A 16,509-nucleotide genomic window follows, 5' to 3' on the forward strand; every position below is an offset into this window, starting at 1 on the left:
CTTTGACTAATAATTTTACTATTTATAACGCTTCTGCGGGTTCGGGTAAAACATTTACCCTCGTTAAAGAATATTTATTGCTATTATTTAAAAGCAAAAAGCACGATGCTTATAAGAACATTCTAGCCATGACATTTACCAATAAAGCGGTAGATGAAATGAAATCCAGAATTATAAGCAGTCTTAGAGATTTTACTGCTGAAGAAACCTCAGCAGTTACTAACACTCTTTTTAAAATTATTGCTGAAGAAACTAACCTGCCGGAGGCCGAACTCAAAACAAAGTCAGCCAAAATCTTAAAAAGTATTATTCACAACTATGCTGCTTTTGAAGTTTCTACCATAGACGGCTTTACCCATAGAGTTTTAAGGACTTTTGCTAAAGATCTCGGGCTTCCGGTTAATTTTGAGATCGCTTTAAACACCAGGCAAATCTTACAAGAAGCTGTTGACCGCCTCGTTAGTAAAGCCGGAACCGATAAAGAACTTACAAAGGTACTTATAGCTTTTGCGTTAAGTAAAACCGATGATGATAAAAGCTGGGATATAGCGAAAGATCTTTTTGAAATTTCAGAATTACTTGTTGGAGAAAACCACCAGGCAGCGCTAAAAAAACTGAAAGGAAAAACCACAGAAGATTTTAGGAAATTTGATAAAAGAATAAGCTTAGAAATAAAAAACAACGAAGCATTAATTGCCGAAACCAGTACTGAATTTTTCGATCTTTTAATTAATCATAATATCGAGGAGAAAGATTTTAGCGGCGGTTATGTTTACAAACATTTTGTAAAGTTAAAAGATCAAAAACCTATTGATGGTTTTGAAAAATCCTGGATGGAAAAGCTTGAAAGCGCTCCGCTTTATACAAAATCGAACAAGAATCAAGCGGTAAAAGATACTTTAGATAGCATTCAATCAATAATACTTAGCCTTTTTGAAATTTCTAAAAGAGCTTATGTAAATCTTGATTTTTTAAGAGCGATTCAAAAAAACCTAACCAGACTTTCCCTGCTAAATGCGATAAATCAGGAAGTGGAAGAAATAAAGAAAGAACGGAATCTTATTCTTATTTCAGAATTTAATCCAAAAATTAGCGAACAGGTTAAAAACCAGCCTGCACCCTTTATCTACGAAAGGCTTGGCGAACGTTATCAAAATTATTTTATAGACGAATTTCAGGATACATCGCAAATGCAGTGGGAAAACTTAATTCCCCTTATAGACAATAAGCTTTCTTCTGAAGATCTTCAAGATCCCGCCAGCGCTATGTTGGTTGGAGACGCCAAGCAGTCTATATATCGTTGGAGAGGTGGTAAAGCGGAGCAGTTTATAGATTTATGTATAGATCACAATCCTTTTAGTATTGATAAAAAAGTAGAAAACCTACCCGATAATTACCGAAGCGGAAGCCAGATTGTAAACTTTAATAATAGTCTCTTTAATTATGCTGCTGGTAATTTGCAAAATTCGGCTTATTCAAATTTATTTAAAGAAAGCTCACAAAATCCCAGAAAAGGAGATTTTGGTTATGTTAATATAGATTTTATAGAGGCCGAAAATGCTGCTGAAGAGCACGAAATCTATCCGGAAAAGATCCTGGAAATCATTAAAAATCTAGAGCAAAAAAACTTTAAAAAAGGAGATATCTGCATTTTAACCCGCAAGAAAAAAGAAGGCATTACCATTGCCAGTTATTTAAGCGAAAATGGGATCCCGGTAGTTTCTTCGGAAACCCTATTGGTGGCCAATTCTCCAGAAGTGAATTTTATAGCCCATTTGCTAGAATTTTCCTTAAACCCCACAGATAACAACTTAAAACTGGAACTTTTTGATTTCCTGGCCGATTTTCTGAAAATCGAAAACCGCTACCTTATTATTTCTGAGAATTTGGTCAAAGATGGCAGCGTATTTTTTAACTGGTTAAAGAGTTATAATATCAATTTTGAACTTGATTTCATCAGGCAACTTTCAGTTTATGAAGCAGCAGAATACATTATCAGAAGTTTTTCCCTGGTAGAAACTTCTAATGCTTATGTTCAGTTTTTTCTAGATTTTATCTTTGAAAGTACGCAAAAAGCAACCGCAGGCATAGCCGATTTTATCGATTTATGGATACAGGAAAAGGAAACCTTAAGCATCGTGGTTCCTAAAGCTGAAGATGCTGTACAAATAATGACCATTCACAAATCTAAAGGATTAGAATTTCCAGTGGTCATCTATCCTTATGCGAATTCTGATTCCAAAAATACGCGTATGGATTCCCTATGGTTACCTATGGAGGCGCCTTTAAATGAAATTCCTATGAATTATTTGAGCGCTTCAGACAAAATGCTGAATTGGGGAGCTAAGACTTCAGAAATCTATACTGAATTAATTCATCAAAAAGAGCTGGATACCTTAAATGTACTTTACGTAGCCTGTACTCGCGCTTCGCAACAACTGTATTTGCTTAGTAAAAAGGAAATTGATACAAAAGGGAATGAAAAAGCTCATAAAACTTCCGGTTTGTTAATCGGTTTTTTGAGGCACATAGAAAAATGGGAACCAAATCAAACTACTTATGAATTTGGAGAAATTGGAGTTCCGAAATCTTCGGCTGAAAAAAATTTAGAAAATATTACTTCCGAAAAGTTTTATTCTTCAGCAACACAAAATAAAGCGGTGAATATCGTAACCAAATCTGGAATGTTGTGGGATAGCAAACAGGAAGAAGCGATTGAAAAAGGAGAGATTTTGCACGAACTTTTAGCGCAAATAGATCATAAAAACCAGGTGAAACCCGTGATTAGCCAGGCCGTAAACGATGGTATAATCACAAAAGATTCCGCAGAAAAAATAGAAAAATTACTTGTTGAAATCACCAATCACCCGCAGCTTTCGGCATTTTTTACTGAAGATGGAAAAAACTTTAACGAGCGCGATATCTTATCTCCTGAAGGAAAAAGATTAAGACCCGACAGGATTAATTTTTCTGGAAATACAGTAAATATTATAGATTATAAAACCGGCAAGTTTAATGATTCCCACGAACTACAAATTAACAACTATGCCGGGGTGTTACAGGATATGGGTTACAGTATTGGCAGCAAAAACCTTGTTTATACAAATAAGGCGCTTAAAGTGCGCCTTGTGTAAAAGAAATGTAAGTTTGTAAAAAATAGAATTATGTACGGATCAATAAAAGAACATTTAGAAAAAGAGCTCGAACAAATTAAGGAAGACGGGCTTTTTAAGAAAGAAAGAATTATAACCGGTCCTCAGGATGCGGCAATCAAGATTTCTACAGGACAGGAAGTAATTAACTTTTGCGCTAATAACTATTTGGGGTTATCATCTCATCCAGAGGTTATACAAGCGGCAAAAGACACTATGGATACCCACGGTTTTGGAATGTCTAGTGTAAGATTTATTTGCGGTACCCAGAATATTCATAAAGAACTTGAGCAAAAAATAGCTAATTTCTACGGAACCGAAGATACTATTCTATACGCTGCGTGTTTTGACGCAAATGGTGGTATTTTTGAACCACTTTTCACCAAAGAAGATGCAATAATTTCAGATTCATTGAACCATGCTTCTATTATAGATGGAGTGCGTTTATGTAAAGCCGCCAGGTATCGTTACCAAAATGGCGATATGGCCGATTTGGAAAAACAACTTAAAGACGCCAACGAAAAAGGAGCAAGATTCAAACTTATTGTTACAGATGGTGTTTTCTCCATGGACGGTCTTGTAGCACCATTAGATAAAATTTGCGATTTAGCAGACAAATATGATGCACTGGTAATGATAGACGAATGTCACGCTACCGGGTTTATTGGTGAAAAAGGAATTGGCACCCTGGAAGAAAAAGGAGTGATGGATAGAGTAGATATTATCACGGGAACTTTAGGGAAAGCCCTTGGTGGAGCAATGGGTGGATATACTACTGCCAAAAAAGAAATTATTGAATTACTAAGACAACGCTCAAGACCTTATTTATTTTCAAACTCACTTGCCCCCTCGATAGTTGGCGCTTCAATTAAGGTTTTTGAAATGTTGGAAAAGGACAATAGCCTTAGAGATAAATTAAAAAGTAATACCGAGTATTTCAAACAGGGAATTAAAGATGCTGGATTTGATATTATTGATGGAGAATCTGCCATTGTACCGGTAATGTTGTATGATGCTAAACTATCCCAAAAAATGGCCGATAGGTTATTAGAGGAAGGCATTTATGTAATTGGATTTTTCTATCCCGTAGTGCCCAAAGAGAAAGCAAGAATAAGAGTACAACTCTCTGCAGCTCACGAGCGCGAACATTTAGATAAAGCAATTGCTGCATTTAGAAAAGTTGGAAAAGAATTAGAGGTAATTTAAAAGCGCTATTGTTAAAAAGTAGAAACGTAATACTGAAAATTTAGCAAAAATAAAGGTTCTCAATTCTTAAAAAGCTCTCAAAAACTGCATTATTCAAGGGTTTATTAAGAAAACTTTATTATTTTATGCTTTGCCGATAAGCTTTAACACTCTACTTTTGTTAACAATTAACACTTAAAACTAAACTATTGAATATGAAACATCTTAGCAAAATTTTATTCGCTACAATGTTGGTTCTGGGCATTACTTCGGTATCTGCACAGGATGCTAACAATCCCTGGGCTTTAGGGATCCAAACCAATGCGGTAGATTTTCACCCTACTACAGATGTAGGTGGAACATTTGACGATTACTTCAACGTAGGAGATCACTGGAATATCCTGCCATCTATGTCAAGACTAACCGTGGGACGCTATATTGGTGGTGGTGTAGTATTTGAACTTGCGGGTTCTGTAAACCAAATCGAACAATATGGCGAAATGGCCGTTCCACAAATGGCATATTATGCTGTAGACGGATCTTTTAATTATAGCCTTAGAGCGCTATTAAATGATGGCTGGTTAGATCCTTTTGTTGGTGTTGGTGGTGGTTACACCAGTATTGCCGATAATGGTGATTTTCCAATTTCTGATCTTAGTGCAGCAACACTTAATGGTAAATTCGGATTAAATTTTTGGTTTACAGATAATGTTGCTTTAACTCTTGAATCAAACTACAAGCACGTATTTGACGTTGATGGTGCAACTCACTTTCAACACGCAGGTGGTGTGAAATTTATGTTTGGTGGAACCGATTCTGATGGTGATGGTATCTACGATAAAGATGATGAGTGTCCTGAAATTCCTGGTTTACCAGAATTTAACGGATGTCCAGATTCTGACGGTGATGGCATCGAAGATCGTATGGACGCCTGTCCTGATGTTGCTGGATTAGCTGAATTTGACGGATGTCCTGATACCGATGGTGATGGGATTCCAGATCCAGAAGATGATTGTCCTGAAGTAGCTGGATTAGCTGAACTTAATGGATGTCCTGATGCTGATGGCGACGGAGTTGCAGATAACGAAGACGACTGTCCTAACGAAGCAGGTCCTGCTGAAAACAATGGTTGTCCTTACGAAGACCGTGATGGTGATGGTGTATTAGATAAAGATGATGAGTGTCCAGATGTTGCAGGAACTGCAGCTAACAATGGATGTCCAGAACCAGACGTGGAAGTTATTCAGGAATTAAATGAATATTCTAAAACTGTATTGTTCGATCTTAATAAATCTACTATCAGATCAGGATCTGAAGAAGCTTTAATGGCTATTGAACAAATTATGGAAGAATATCCAAATACTATTTTCCACATCGAAGGTCATACAGATAGTACAGGTAGTGCAGAATACAATGAGAAACTTTCTCGTGAGCGTGCTGCTGCTGTAAAAACTTTCCTTCAGGAAAATGGAATTCCTGCTGCAAGATTAACCTCTGAAGGTTATGGTGAAGAAAGACCAATTGCAACAAACAACACCGCAGCTGGAAGACAGGAAAACAGAAGAGTTGAAATTTCTTTAGATAAAAATAAAGAGATGAAAGATTCTGATTCTTCTATGGAATAAGAAATCTGGTAATTAGTTAGATAATTATTATAGAAAAACGCTCCGGTTCCCGGGGCGTTTTTTATTTTTAGGCTATGGTATCTTTTATTTCAGGAGTTCTAAGGGAACTCATTTCTTCAGAAGAAAATATTTCAGAAATTATCTTTATTCTTCCCAGCAAACGCGCGGGAAGTTTTCTACTCAAAGAGCTTTCGGCATTAAGCAATAATCATATTTTCGCTCCTAAAGTCTTTAGTATCGAAGAGTTTACCGAAGTAATTGCTGAAACCAAAACTATAGACAACACGATTAGCCTTTTTGAATTCTACAATGTTTACAAAAAAATTACGCCTCTAAAAGAACAGGAAGATTTTGAAACATTTACTGCCTGGGCACAAAGCCTTATTCACGACTTTAATGAAATAGATCGCTACTTAATCGATTATAAAAGTTTCTTTAACTATCTCGCAGACATTCAGGATTTGAAACATTGGTCTATCCAGGAGCCCAAAACCGAACTAATAAATAATTATTTATCCTTCTGGAACAGCCTTCCAGCCTTTTACGAAGCCCTAAAAGATGAATTGCTCTCAAAAAATATTGGCTATCAGGGATTGATTTATAGAAAGGCTTCAGAAAATATTGAACAATACTACCAAAAGCATCCCGGCAAATACATTTTTATAGGTTTTAACGCATTAAATAACGCCGAGCAACAAATCCTTCAGTACCTTCTAAAAAATGAGCTTGCAGAGGTTTATTGGGATCTCGATGAGGTTTTTATAAAAGACCGCCAACACGACGCTTCTCTTTTTATAAACCAGTATTTAAAAGACTGGCCTGTATACCGTGAAAAACTGCCCAAATTAAATGTAAACGAGTATAGTAATCCAAAAGAAATTAAAATTACCGGGATTCCTAAAAATGTAGGACAGGCAAAATATTTGGGAGAGCTATTAGCCAATTTAGATGAAGAAACACTTCAGGAGACCGCAGTAATTTTGGGGGAAGAAGACCTCTTATTACCCGTTTTAAACAGCCTGCCTCCCAAAGTGAAAGATTTAAATATAACGATGGGCTTTCCGCTAAAAAACGCACCAATCGCTTCACTTTTTGACAGGTTGTTCCAAATTCATCAAAACACTGCAGCGACCTATTATTATAAGGATGTTATTTCGGTAATAAATCATCCGGCTCTAAACGAAATTTTAAAGTCTGAAACCGAAATTTTTGTAGAGAAAATTCAAAAAGAGAACAGGGTCAATCTTTCTGAAAAAGAAATTATAGATTCTTTTTCTTCAGAAACAAGAATTTTAATAGAAGCCTGTTTTAAAGGCTGGGATAATTCCCCGGTAAAATCTCTGGAAGCTTTTCAACGAATAATTAATGAAATAAAATTTCATTTTAAGAATAGCGAAAATAAGCTTGGGCTGGAATTTTTATATCAATTTCACGTGCTTTTTAATAAACTGGAAAATTTAAACGAAACCTATCCGCATTTAAAAACGGTTAAATCGCTTTACCAGTTTTATAAAGAAATTATGAGCACCCAAAGCCTGGATTTTCAGGGAAGACCATTTAAAGGTTTACAGTTAATGGGAATGCTGGAATCTCGTGCAATGGACTTTAAAAATGTGATAATTTGCTCTGTAAATGAAGGTGTTTTGCCATCAGGAAAATCGGGAAGTTCTTTTATTCCTTTTGATCTCAAGCAAACCTATAAACTACCAACTTACAAAGAAAAAGATGCGGTTTATACCTATCACTTTTATCGTCTACTACAACGCGCTGTAAATATTCACTTACTATACAACACGGAAACCGACGGATTAAATTCCGGAGAAAAAAGCAGGTTTCTTACACAATTGGAAATTGAAAAACAAGCAGCGCATCAATTGCATCACGCTATGGTAAGCCCCAGGGTTCCAGCTATCAAAAATGAACTTCGCGTTGTGCAAAAAACTCCAGAAATTATGGAGAAAATAAAGTCACTTGCAGAATATGGCTTCTCCCCTTCAGCCCTTACTTCTTATATTAGAAATCCTTTAGATTTTTATCGCCAGTACATTCTAGGCGTTCGGGACCGGGAAGAAGTTGAAGAGACCGTAGCTTATAACACGCTAGGAACAGTGGTTCACGATAGTCTGGAGAATTTTTATACTCCGCTAGAAAACCAGATACTTACAGCAGAACATTTAAAAGATTTTAAAAAGAAGATTGATAATGAAGTGAAACTTCAGTTTGAAAAATCTTATGCTCAGGGCCCGGTTAATAAAGGTAAAAACCTCTTAATTTTTGAAGTAGCTAAACGCTATCTTCATAATTTTCTAAACCTGGAATTAGAGCGAATTAAATCAGAAGAAATTAAAATTCTAAAAATTGAGAAAACTTTAAAAGCTAAAATTGAGATAGAAAATATTGGTTTTCCGATATTTATGCGCGGAAAAGTTGATCGTGTAGAAAATACTAACGGTATTACCAGAATTATTGACTATAAAACTGGGAAAGTTACCCAGGACAAAGTTGAAATTGTAGATTGGGAAAATTTGGCTTCAGATTACGATAAATACAGTAAAAGTTTTCAGGTTTTAGCTTATACTAATTTGCTATACTTAGAAAAACAACTGGAACTTCCTGTTGAAGCCGGGATAATTTCGTTTAAAAACTTAAAAGGTGGATTTCTAAAATTCACCAAAAAAGATAAGCCACGAGCAAAAATAAAAGAAAGCGCTATAAATGGGGAAATCATGGAGTCATTTCAAATAGAATTAAAGAAATTAATTACCGAAATTTGTGATCCTACAATTCCTTTTACAGAAAAAGAAATATAAAAATCTATGGAAATTACTAAAAGAACAAACCTTGAAATAGAAGGAAAACACAACAAACCAATCCTGGCCGATCTTATTTTTAAAGACGATAAAAAACCCAAGCCTGTTGTTATTTTTTGTCATGGCTATAAAGGTTTTAAAGACTGGGGTGCCTGGGATAAAATGGGTGAATTTTATGCTGAAAAAGGCTATTTTTTCGTAAAATTTAATTTTTCTCATAACGGCACATCTCCTGAGAATCCAACCGAATTCCTGAATATTGAAGCTTTTGGTGACAATAACTACATCAAAGAATTAGACGATTTGCAATCGGTGTTAGATTGGATACTAACTCCAGATTTTGATCAGGCAGTACAAATAGACACAAAAAGCATCAACTTAATTGGTCATTCGCGTGGCGGTGGTATTGCAATTATTAAAGCTGCTGAAGAAGAAAGAGTTGATAAATTAATAACCCTGGCAGCGGTAAGTGATTTTGCCTCACGTTTTCCAAAAGAAAAAGAACTGGAAGCCTGGGAGAAAAAAGGCGTACAATACATAAAAAACACCCGTACCGGGCAGCAGTTACCGCATCATTACCAATTCTACAAGAACTTTAAAGAGAATAGAGAGCGCTTAAATATTCAAAAATCTACCAAGAAACTGGATATTCCTCATTTTATAGCCCATGGAAGCAATGACACCACGGTTTCTATTGCCGATGCCGGGAATTTATTTGAATGGAGCCCAATTTCAAAATTGCTTTTAGTTGAAAATGCAGACCACGTTTTTGGTATTTCGCACCCGTGGAATAAAGATGAATTAACTAAAGAATTTCAACACGTGTTGAATAGAACCTCAGAGTTTCTTGCAGCCAGCGTGCAGGATCTAAAAGACGAATACATAGATAACGACGAAGCTGATTCTTAAGTTTTTTAAAGGAATATTTTCACTAAAAACGGTCTTGAATTAATTTTTAAGATCGTTTTTTATTTTAAATAAATCGTCATTCTGAATTTAGTTCAGAATCTAATATTTTAATTGTCTAAACATTTTAGAATCCCGAAGCAAATTCGGGATAAAGTCTGAAACAAGTTCAGCTTTATGAAAACCTTTTTTAGACAGCGTGGTTATTTTTTCAAAATTATAATTTCGGAAATAAAAAACCACCGCGAAAAACGGTGGTTTTGTGGAGAATATCGGAGTCGAACCGATGACCTTTTGGCTGCCAGCCAAACGCTCTAGCCAGCTGAGCTAATCCCCCAATTGGAAGGCAAATGTAATAATTTTCTGTAAATTCCAACAAAGAACTTTTATTTATTATTGCTGATTAAAAAATGATTAGAAAAGCTAACCAAAACGATCTCAGGGAGATCAAGAAACTAACCGAAGCCTGTGCTAAATCGCTTCAGCAGCAAAATATCTTTCAATGGAATGAAAATTATCCTTCCCTGGAAAAACTTCAAAACGACATACAGAAGCAAGAATTATATGTTTTTGAAGAAGAAAATATGATTATTTCCATTATCGTACTCACTTCAAAAATGGATGAAGTTTATCGAACTATAAACTGGCTCGGCAAAACCGACAATAATCTTTATGTTCACAGGCTCGCTACGCACCCAGAATTTTGGGGCAAGGGATACGCCAGAAAAATGATGGATTATGCTGAAGAATTTGCTATAAAACAAAATTTCAACTCTATTCGCTTAGATACGTTTAGCCAAAATAAACGCAATCAAAAATTTTACGAAGCCCGCGAATATACAAAATTAGGCGATGTTTATTTTCCCCATAAAAATGATCAGCCTTTTCATTGCTACGAAAAACTTTTAGCAACTGCTAAAACGAAAAATTAAGAAAAACCCTTAAGAAATTAGTCTTGCGATGAGGCTTTAAAATAAAGCATTCTATATTTGCTGCTGAAAATAATAGCTGTTGGAATCTTCTGTTAGTTTTAAAAATATAAACCGAATTGCCATTCCCGCAATTATCGCAGGGGTTGCCGAACCGCTTATCTCGCTTACCGATATTGCGGTAATTGGGAATGTAGAAAAAAACTCGGTTGAAGCACTGGCTGCAGCAGGAATTGTAGGTTCATTTCTTTCAGCAATTATTTGGATTGTAGCTCAAACCAAAACCGCAATTTCAGCTATCGTTTCGCAACACCTGGGAGCTAACCGACTTCACGCGGTAAAAACGCTTATTCCGCAGGCGATTTATTTCAATTTTGCTTTTAGCCTGGTGATCTATGCTACTACCGCTTTTTTCGCAGAAGCAATCTTTAGCGCCTACAATGCCGAAGGTTTAATTCTACAATATTCTGAAGAATATTATCAAATTCGCGCTTTGGGCTATCCGTTAACTTTAGTGACTTTTGCTATTTTCGGAGTATTTCGCGGACTTCAGAACACACTTTGGGCAATGAAATGTAGTCTTGCCGGTGCAGCGGTGAATGTAGGATTGGATTTTCTGCTGGTTTATGGAATCGACGGACTGATTCCTGCAATGCATCTTAAAGGCGCCGCTTATGCCAGTCTTGCTGCACAAGGGACAATGCTGGTGATGGCACTATGGTTTTTCTTTAAAAAAACGCCTTTTCACTTAAAACTGAGCTTCAATATAAATCCGCGTTTAAAAGGGCTTTTACTTATGGCCGCCAACCTTTTTGTTAGAACGGCAGCCTTAAATTTCGCCATTTACCTGGCCAATGCCTACGCCACCGATTACGGGAAAAACTATATCGCTGCTCAAAGTATTTTGATGAACATCTGGCTTTTCTTTAGCTTTTTTATAGATGGTTATGCCAATGCCGGAAACGCGATTGGCGGAAAATTACTCGGCGCAAGGGATTACAGAAATTTATGGGAACTCAGTAAGAAAATAAGCAAATATGCGGTTTTGATCGCTTTTATGTTAATGGCCATCTGCGGACTATTCTACAATCAAATTGGATTAGTTTTTAATAAGGATGTAGCTGTCCTGGCCATATTCTCATCGGTTTTTTGGATCGTACTATTAATGCAACCGGTAAATGCCATCGCTTTTATGTTCGACGGAATCTTTAAAGGTTTGGGCGAGGCAAAGTATCTGCGTAATTTATTGCTGGTAGCCACGTTTCTGGGCTTCACTCCTGCCCTTTTAATTTCAGATTATTACGGCTTAAAACTCTACGGTATCTGGATCGCCTTTTTTGTCTGGATGCTTATTCGCAGTGCCGGTTTGGTCATTAAATTCAGAAGAAAATATTTACAGAAAGAAGTCTAAGTTTTCAGTTGGCAGTCTCAGTAGGCAGTATACAGTCTAAAATATTCCCTGTTTACCTCACTGCTCACTTTTCACTATATAAAATGCAAACTCTAAATTTTAATCCAAAACTGGCAAAATCAGGCTTAATCTTTCTAAATTTGGATATTCAGCTAACTGAAAAACCAAATTTATGTCTACCACACGTGAAAACGGAAGTTTATATACCAATATTGAAAACGGAATCGCCCACTTAGAATTTGGCCATCCTGCCAGTAATTCTTTCCCTTCAGAGTTATTAGACCGACTTGAGAAAGAGTTTCAGAAATTGTCTGAAGACGATAGTGTAAAAGTGATTTTATTAAAATCTGAAGGAGAAAAGGCCTTTTGTGCCGGTGCTTCTTTTGACGAGCTGGTAGCGATAGAAACTATGCAAGCGGGGAAATTATTCTTTTCGGGTTTTGCCAAAGTTTTAAACGCGATGCGAAAATGTAAAAAACTCGTTGTAGGCCGCATCCAGGGGAAAACCGTTGGCGGCGGAGTGGGATTAATAGCCGCTTGCGATTATGCTATGGCCACTGATGCTGCTGCAATAAAACTTTCAGAAATTAGTATAGGTATTGGTCCGTTTGTGATTGCTCCGGCCGTAGAACGCAAAATTGGTGTGGGCGCACTTGGGGAATTGAGCCTTGCCGCCCACGAATGGAAAAACGCTTATTGGGCGAAGGATAAAGGATTATATGCCCGTGTGTTTGAAAGTTTAAAAGAACTTGATAAGGAGGTAATGATTTTTACCGAAAAACTGGCTTCTTATAACCCGGAAGCACTCTTCGAAATGAAACAAATGCTTTGGAAAAATACTTCCCATTGGGACGAATTATTGGCCGAAAGAGCAGCAATTTCAGGAGAATTGGTGCTTTCAGACTTTACTAAAAACGCTTTAGCTAAATATAAAAAATAATATGCTTTTATTCTATTCTGCCAATAGTAGTGGCAAGGTTCAGGAATTGGGAATTTCCTTCGGTTCTTTCATTGCCGATAATTTTCTTTTAATAATCTTAGCCTTTCTTCTAATTATGGTTCCTTTCGTATTTCTTCATCGCATAAGAATTAAAAAGCTTCCGAATAAAAATTCCGGTTCGTAAACCACTTCGGAGCAAGCTCACGAAGCATTATAATTGGAAAATATAATTCCATTTCGAGGCAAACCTCGGAGCATTTAATCTCGATTATCGAGTAAAATTAGCATCGTTATAACATATTTCTTAGGCAGAAAAGCTTATTTTCATTACTTAGAAACACCTTTATGGGCTTACCACAGGAACATTTACCAAAAGATCGAGACGCAACAAGTGAAGAAGAATGGGGTTTTACCATCTGGGAATTTATCGCCGACAATTGGCTTTACCTGATGGGTATTTTACTCATTCTTGCTATTTTTCTTTATGCTCGCTATAGCTGGAGAAGAAGGCAGCAAAAAAGCCGCATGAATTAATGGGAGAAGATACCTGGGAATTTCTAAGTTTTTTAAGCGGAATGGGATTCTGGCTAATATTAGCGCTGGTTTTAATTGTTGTGGTACTTTATAAAAAGTTCAAAAAATAATTACTTCGGGAGAAATCCACGATATATAGAAAACAATTCTTGATTTCGAGGCAGTAAATCTTGATTCTCCAGTGATTATCTTGTTTTTAACCAGCCCGTAATACTTAGTCTTGCAGTTTTCACCGGCTTTACTTCGTGTTCCAATACCTGACTTTCAAAAATTACAACACGCCCCGGCATTGGATAAATGGATTTCGAAACCTCAACTCCATTTTCTTCGGAATAAATAACCAATTCTCCTCCATTTTCTGGCTTCCAGTCTTCTTCATTTAAATAACAAACCATAGAAAGTTTTCTTCTCCCATCATTCTGAAAAGTGTCCAGATGTCGCTGATAAAAAGTACCTTCAGGATACAGCGCGTAATGAAATTCTTTAGTTAAAATTCCGAGGAAACAGGTTTTATTCAAATAAGCTACCAACGAATTGATTTTGTTGAAAAACAGGTTTTCAGCCTTTCCTGCTTCAGCTTCGTTAAGCCATAAAATAAAGTCTCCACGAATAGATTTAGCAACAATTTCATTAGTTTTATTGCCAATCGCCGCCTTTTTGAATTGCGCTTCTTCAAATTTCGATTTTAAAGAATTTCGAAGCATAGCCACTTCTTCAGCATTAAAAAAATCGTCTACAATACAGTATTGATTTTCAACTAAATCGGTAATAATATTTTCGTAAAAAGGATTTTCTATAAAATCCAGTTGTTCAAAAAGTTCGGGAGCAGTTTCTGTTATCATTTTTCATTAAAAAAACGGGTAAATATACAACAGAAACATAATTGCAAAGCCAAAAAAATATAACGCTAAAAAACCCTTAACTTTGCCAAAAATAACGCGAGATGAGCAAGATTAGAATTACCAAACAGTTCTCTTTTGAAACCGGCCACGCCCTTTATGGCTACGATGGCAAATGCCGAAACGTTCACGGCCACAGCTATAAACTTAGTGTTTGTGTGATTGGGGAACCTATTACTGATAGCGATAATGTGAAATTTGGGATGGTAATAGATTTTGGGGATTTAAAAAAGATCGTGAAAGCTGAAATTGTAGATAAGTTTGACCACGCCACGGTTTTTAATAAAAACACGCCTCACGTAGAGCTTGCTGAAGAATTAAAAAATCGAGGACATCACGTTATCCTGGTAGAATACCAACCCACCAGCGAAAATATGGTGGTAGATTTTGCTGAAAAGATTCAAAAACATTTACCCGAACATATAAAACTTCACTCGCTTAAACTCCAGGAAACCGAATCCAGTTTTGCTGAATGGTTTGCAAGCGATCAATAAGCCCCCCGAGTAACCAAAGAAACTCCTTCCCTTTTTGAGGGAAGGTGGATTAATCTTCGAGAGAAGATTAAGACGGAAGGGTTAAAACACGTAGACCTCACAGGTTGAGGTCTAAATATCAAAATATTTATATTTACAGCTTAGAATTATCATAAATGACTATTCCCGAAGGCAAAAAAGTTTATTTCTCCAGCGATAATCACCTTGGTGCACCTACTCAAGAAGAAAGCAGGCCAAGGGAATTGAGGTTTGTAAAATGGCTGGATGAAATTAAAGAGGACGCTGCCGCTATTTTTCTTCTCGGTGATCTTTTTGACTTTTGGTTTGAGTATAAACACGCCGTCCCTAAAGGTTTTGTAAGGGTTTTAGGGAAACTTGCAGAAATTAAAGATAGCGGCATCCCGATTTATTTTTTTGTAGGGAATCACGATTTGTGGATGGAAAGTTATTTTGAAGACGAACTTAATATCCCGGTATTTCGTAAGCCTAAAGAATTTGAATTCAATAATAAAACCTTCCTTATTGCCCATGGGGACGGACTTGGCCCTGGAGACCATGGTTATAAACGAATGAAAAAGGTATTTACAAATCCGTTTTCAAAATGGCTTTATCGCTGGTTGCATCCAGATTTAGGTATTCCGCTAGCGCAGTATTTTTCGGTAAAAAACAAGGCGATCTCGGGAGACCAGGAGCAAAAATTTTTAGGAGAAGAAAAGGAATGGCTTATTCAATATTGCAGGCGAAAATTAGAAGAAAAGCATTACGATTATTTTCTTTTTGGCCACCGACATTTACCCCTGGAAATTGACCTAAACGGTAAATCGACCTATATCAATACCGGCGACTGGATAGATTTTTACACCTATGCGGTTTTTGATGGCGAGAAGACGGTTTTAAGGAAATTAAAATTATAAGTTATTGTAACTATTTCTTACACCCTGTTTCAAGTTCATCGATTGATTTTAATAAAACCTCCCTGTTTTTGCCGCTGAGTAAATAAATTGTTTCTTTCAGAGAATTATATTCTTCGAGTGGAAGCAAAACTAAATCCCTCCCCTCTTTCATGCTAATAGTTACTTTAATATTATCATTCTGAACCTTATTCATCCAGAATTTTAGATTTGAGTATTTGACCCTTTTCATCTCGCAAGACTGTTTAATTCCTCCCACAGCCATTCAGATAATCTTCTAGGTTTAATTTAAATAAAGTTCCCTCTATTAAATCTGAAATTTGCTCAAGTTCTATGGCACTTACCGCAAAATCCATTTTTTCAAGTGGAGATCTTAATAGAATATTTCTACAGGATTTTTCACTGCCACAATTACCGCAATTATAATATTTAGCAGCCTGTATATTATTTGAAAAATGCTGAATTTCTTCAGGTAACAAATAGAAGCCCATATCCTTAAAAACCATTTGTACTCTTTCAGGATCGGCATTTGGTAAATTATTTTTCCATCGAAAAGAAATTCCCAATTTGTTGTGATAAATTACAGCTACATCATCCATTTTAAAATAATTTACTCGATAATCGAAATTTAAAAACTCCGAAGCTTGCCTTGAAATTTCAACATCATTTTATAACTCGTGTCCTTGCTACGAGATAGATTACCCAAATATAAA

Annotated in this window: 14 protein-coding genes and 1 tRNA gene; 11 read left to right on the forward strand and 4 right to left on the reverse strand. The window is 36.3% G+C overall.

Annotated features, from left to right (window positions below; all coding sequences use genetic code 11):
* Nucleotides 1-2 precede the first annotated feature (2 nt).
* The 5 genes from FG27_RS08905 (at nt 3) to FG27_RS08925 (ending at nt 9,681) form a co-directional block, all read left to right on the forward strand.
* The gene (locus FG27_RS08905; RefSeq protein WP_037318148.1) at nt 3-3,134 is read left to right on the forward strand and encodes an exodeoxyribonuclease V subunit beta; all 3,132 of its coding nucleotides are present in this window, start codon (nt 3-5) and stop codon (nt 3,132-3,134) included.
* 30 nt (nt 3,135-3,164) lie between these two features.
* Nucleotides 3,165-4,358 (forward strand): glycine C-acetyltransferase, encoded by a 1,194-nt coding sequence (gene kbl, locus FG27_RS08910; protein WP_037318150.1) that lies wholly within the window; start codon nt 3,165-3,167, stop codon nt 4,356-4,358.
* Between the two features lie 194 nt (nt 4,359-4,552).
* Nucleotides 4,553-5,962 carry an OmpA family protein gene (locus FG27_RS08915; RefSeq protein WP_037318152.1) on the forward strand — a complete coding sequence of 470 codons (1,410 nt, stop codon included), beginning with the start codon at nt 4,553-4,555 and terminating at the stop codon, nt 5,960-5,962.
* A 74-nt stretch (nt 5,963-6,036) separates the two neighbouring features.
* Nucleotides 6,037-8,772 carry a PD-(D/E)XK nuclease family protein gene (locus FG27_RS08920; RefSeq protein ID WP_037318154.1) on the forward strand — a complete coding sequence of 912 codons (2,736 nt, stop codon included), beginning with the start codon at nt 6,037-6,039 and terminating at the stop codon, nt 8,770-8,772.
* 6 nt (nt 8,773-8,778) lie between these two features.
* Nucleotides 8,779-9,681 carry a S9 family peptidase gene (locus FG27_RS08925; RefSeq protein ID WP_037318156.1) on the forward strand — a complete coding sequence of 301 codons (903 nt, stop codon included), beginning with the start codon at nt 8,779-8,781 and terminating at the stop codon, nt 9,679-9,681.
* A gap of 260 nt (nt 9,682-9,941) precedes the next feature.
* Here FG27_RS08925 and FG27_RS08930 read toward each other — a convergent pair.
* Nucleotides 9,942-10,015: transfer RNA gene (locus FG27_RS08930), tRNA-Ala, on the reverse strand.
* Between the two features lie 73 nt (nt 10,016-10,088).
* On the opposite strand from FG27_RS08930, the gene FG27_RS08935 reads away from it, so the two are divergent.
* The 4 genes from FG27_RS08935 (at nt 10,089) to FG27_RS08955 (ending at nt 13,492) form a co-directional block, all read left to right on the forward strand.
* Nucleotides 10,089-10,610 carry a GNAT family N-acetyltransferase gene (locus FG27_RS08935; RefSeq protein ID WP_037318158.1) on the forward strand — a complete coding sequence of 174 codons (522 nt, stop codon included), beginning with the start codon at nt 10,089-10,091 and terminating at the stop codon, nt 10,608-10,610.
* A 79-nt stretch (nt 10,611-10,689) separates the two neighbouring features.
* Nucleotides 10,690-12,018, forward strand: coding sequence for an MATE family efflux transporter (locus FG27_RS08940; RefSeq protein WP_037318160.1), 1,329 nt, complete (start codon nt 10,690-10,692; stop codon nt 12,016-12,018).
* Between the two features lie 172 nt (nt 12,019-12,190).
* On the forward strand, nt 12,191-12,958 hold the full coding sequence (locus tag FG27_RS08945; protein WP_037318162.1) for an enoyl-CoA hydratase/isomerase family protein: 768 nt from the start codon (nt 12,191-12,193) through the stop codon (nt 12,956-12,958).
* A 345-nt stretch (nt 12,959-13,303) separates the two neighbouring features.
* Entirely contained in the window at nt 13,304-13,492 is a 189-nt protein-coding gene (locus FG27_RS08955; protein WP_037318166.1) for a hypothetical protein, read from the forward strand.
* A gap of 185 nt (nt 13,493-13,677) precedes the next feature.
* On the opposite strand, the gene FG27_RS08960 is transcribed toward FG27_RS08955, so the two are convergent.
* Nucleotides 13,678-14,334: a 2OG-Fe(II) oxygenase gene (locus FG27_RS08960; protein ID WP_037318168.1), complete on the reverse strand. Its 657-nt coding sequence runs from the start codon at nt 14,332-14,334 to the stop codon at nt 13,678-13,680.
* Nucleotides 14,335-14,435: 101 nt separating this feature from the next.
* Between FG27_RS08960 and FG27_RS08965 the strand changes: the two genes are divergently transcribed.
* Together FG27_RS08965 and FG27_RS08970 are read left to right on the forward strand one after the other, a co-directional pair.
* Entirely contained in the window at nt 14,436-14,885 is a 450-nt protein-coding gene (locus tag FG27_RS08965; RefSeq protein ID WP_037318170.1) for a 6-carboxytetrahydropterin synthase, read from the forward strand.
* 155 nt (nt 14,886-15,040) lie between these two features.
* Complete coding sequence (locus FG27_RS08970; RefSeq protein ID WP_037318171.1) at nt 15,041-15,799, forward strand: UDP-2,3-diacylglucosamine diphosphatase; 759 nt, start codon at nt 15,041-15,043, stop codon at nt 15,797-15,799.
* Nucleotides 15,800-15,809: 10 nt separating this feature from the next.
* Here the strand turns inward: FG27_RS08970 and FG27_RS08975 are convergent, their stop codons facing one another.
* Both FG27_RS08975 and FG27_RS08980 read right to left on the reverse strand, forming a co-directional pair.
* Nucleotides 15,810-16,061, reverse strand: a complete 252-nt coding sequence (locus FG27_RS08975; protein WP_231563303.1) for a type II toxin-antitoxin system Phd/YefM family antitoxin — start codon at nt 16,059-16,061, stop codon at nt 15,810-15,812.
* Nucleotides 16,042-16,395, reverse strand: a complete 354-nt coding sequence (locus FG27_RS08980; protein WP_037318173.1) for a hypothetical protein — start codon at nt 16,393-16,395, stop codon at nt 16,042-16,044. Before FG27_RS08980 ends, FG27_RS08975 begins: the two co-directional genes overlap by 20 nt.
* Between the last annotated feature and the right edge of the window lie 114 nt (nt 16,396-16,509).

Origin of the sequence: Salegentibacter sp. Hel_I_6 (assembly GCF_000745315.1) — a bacterium.
Lineage (GTDB): Bacteria > Bacteroidota > Bacteroidia > Flavobacteriales > Flavobacteriaceae > Salegentibacter.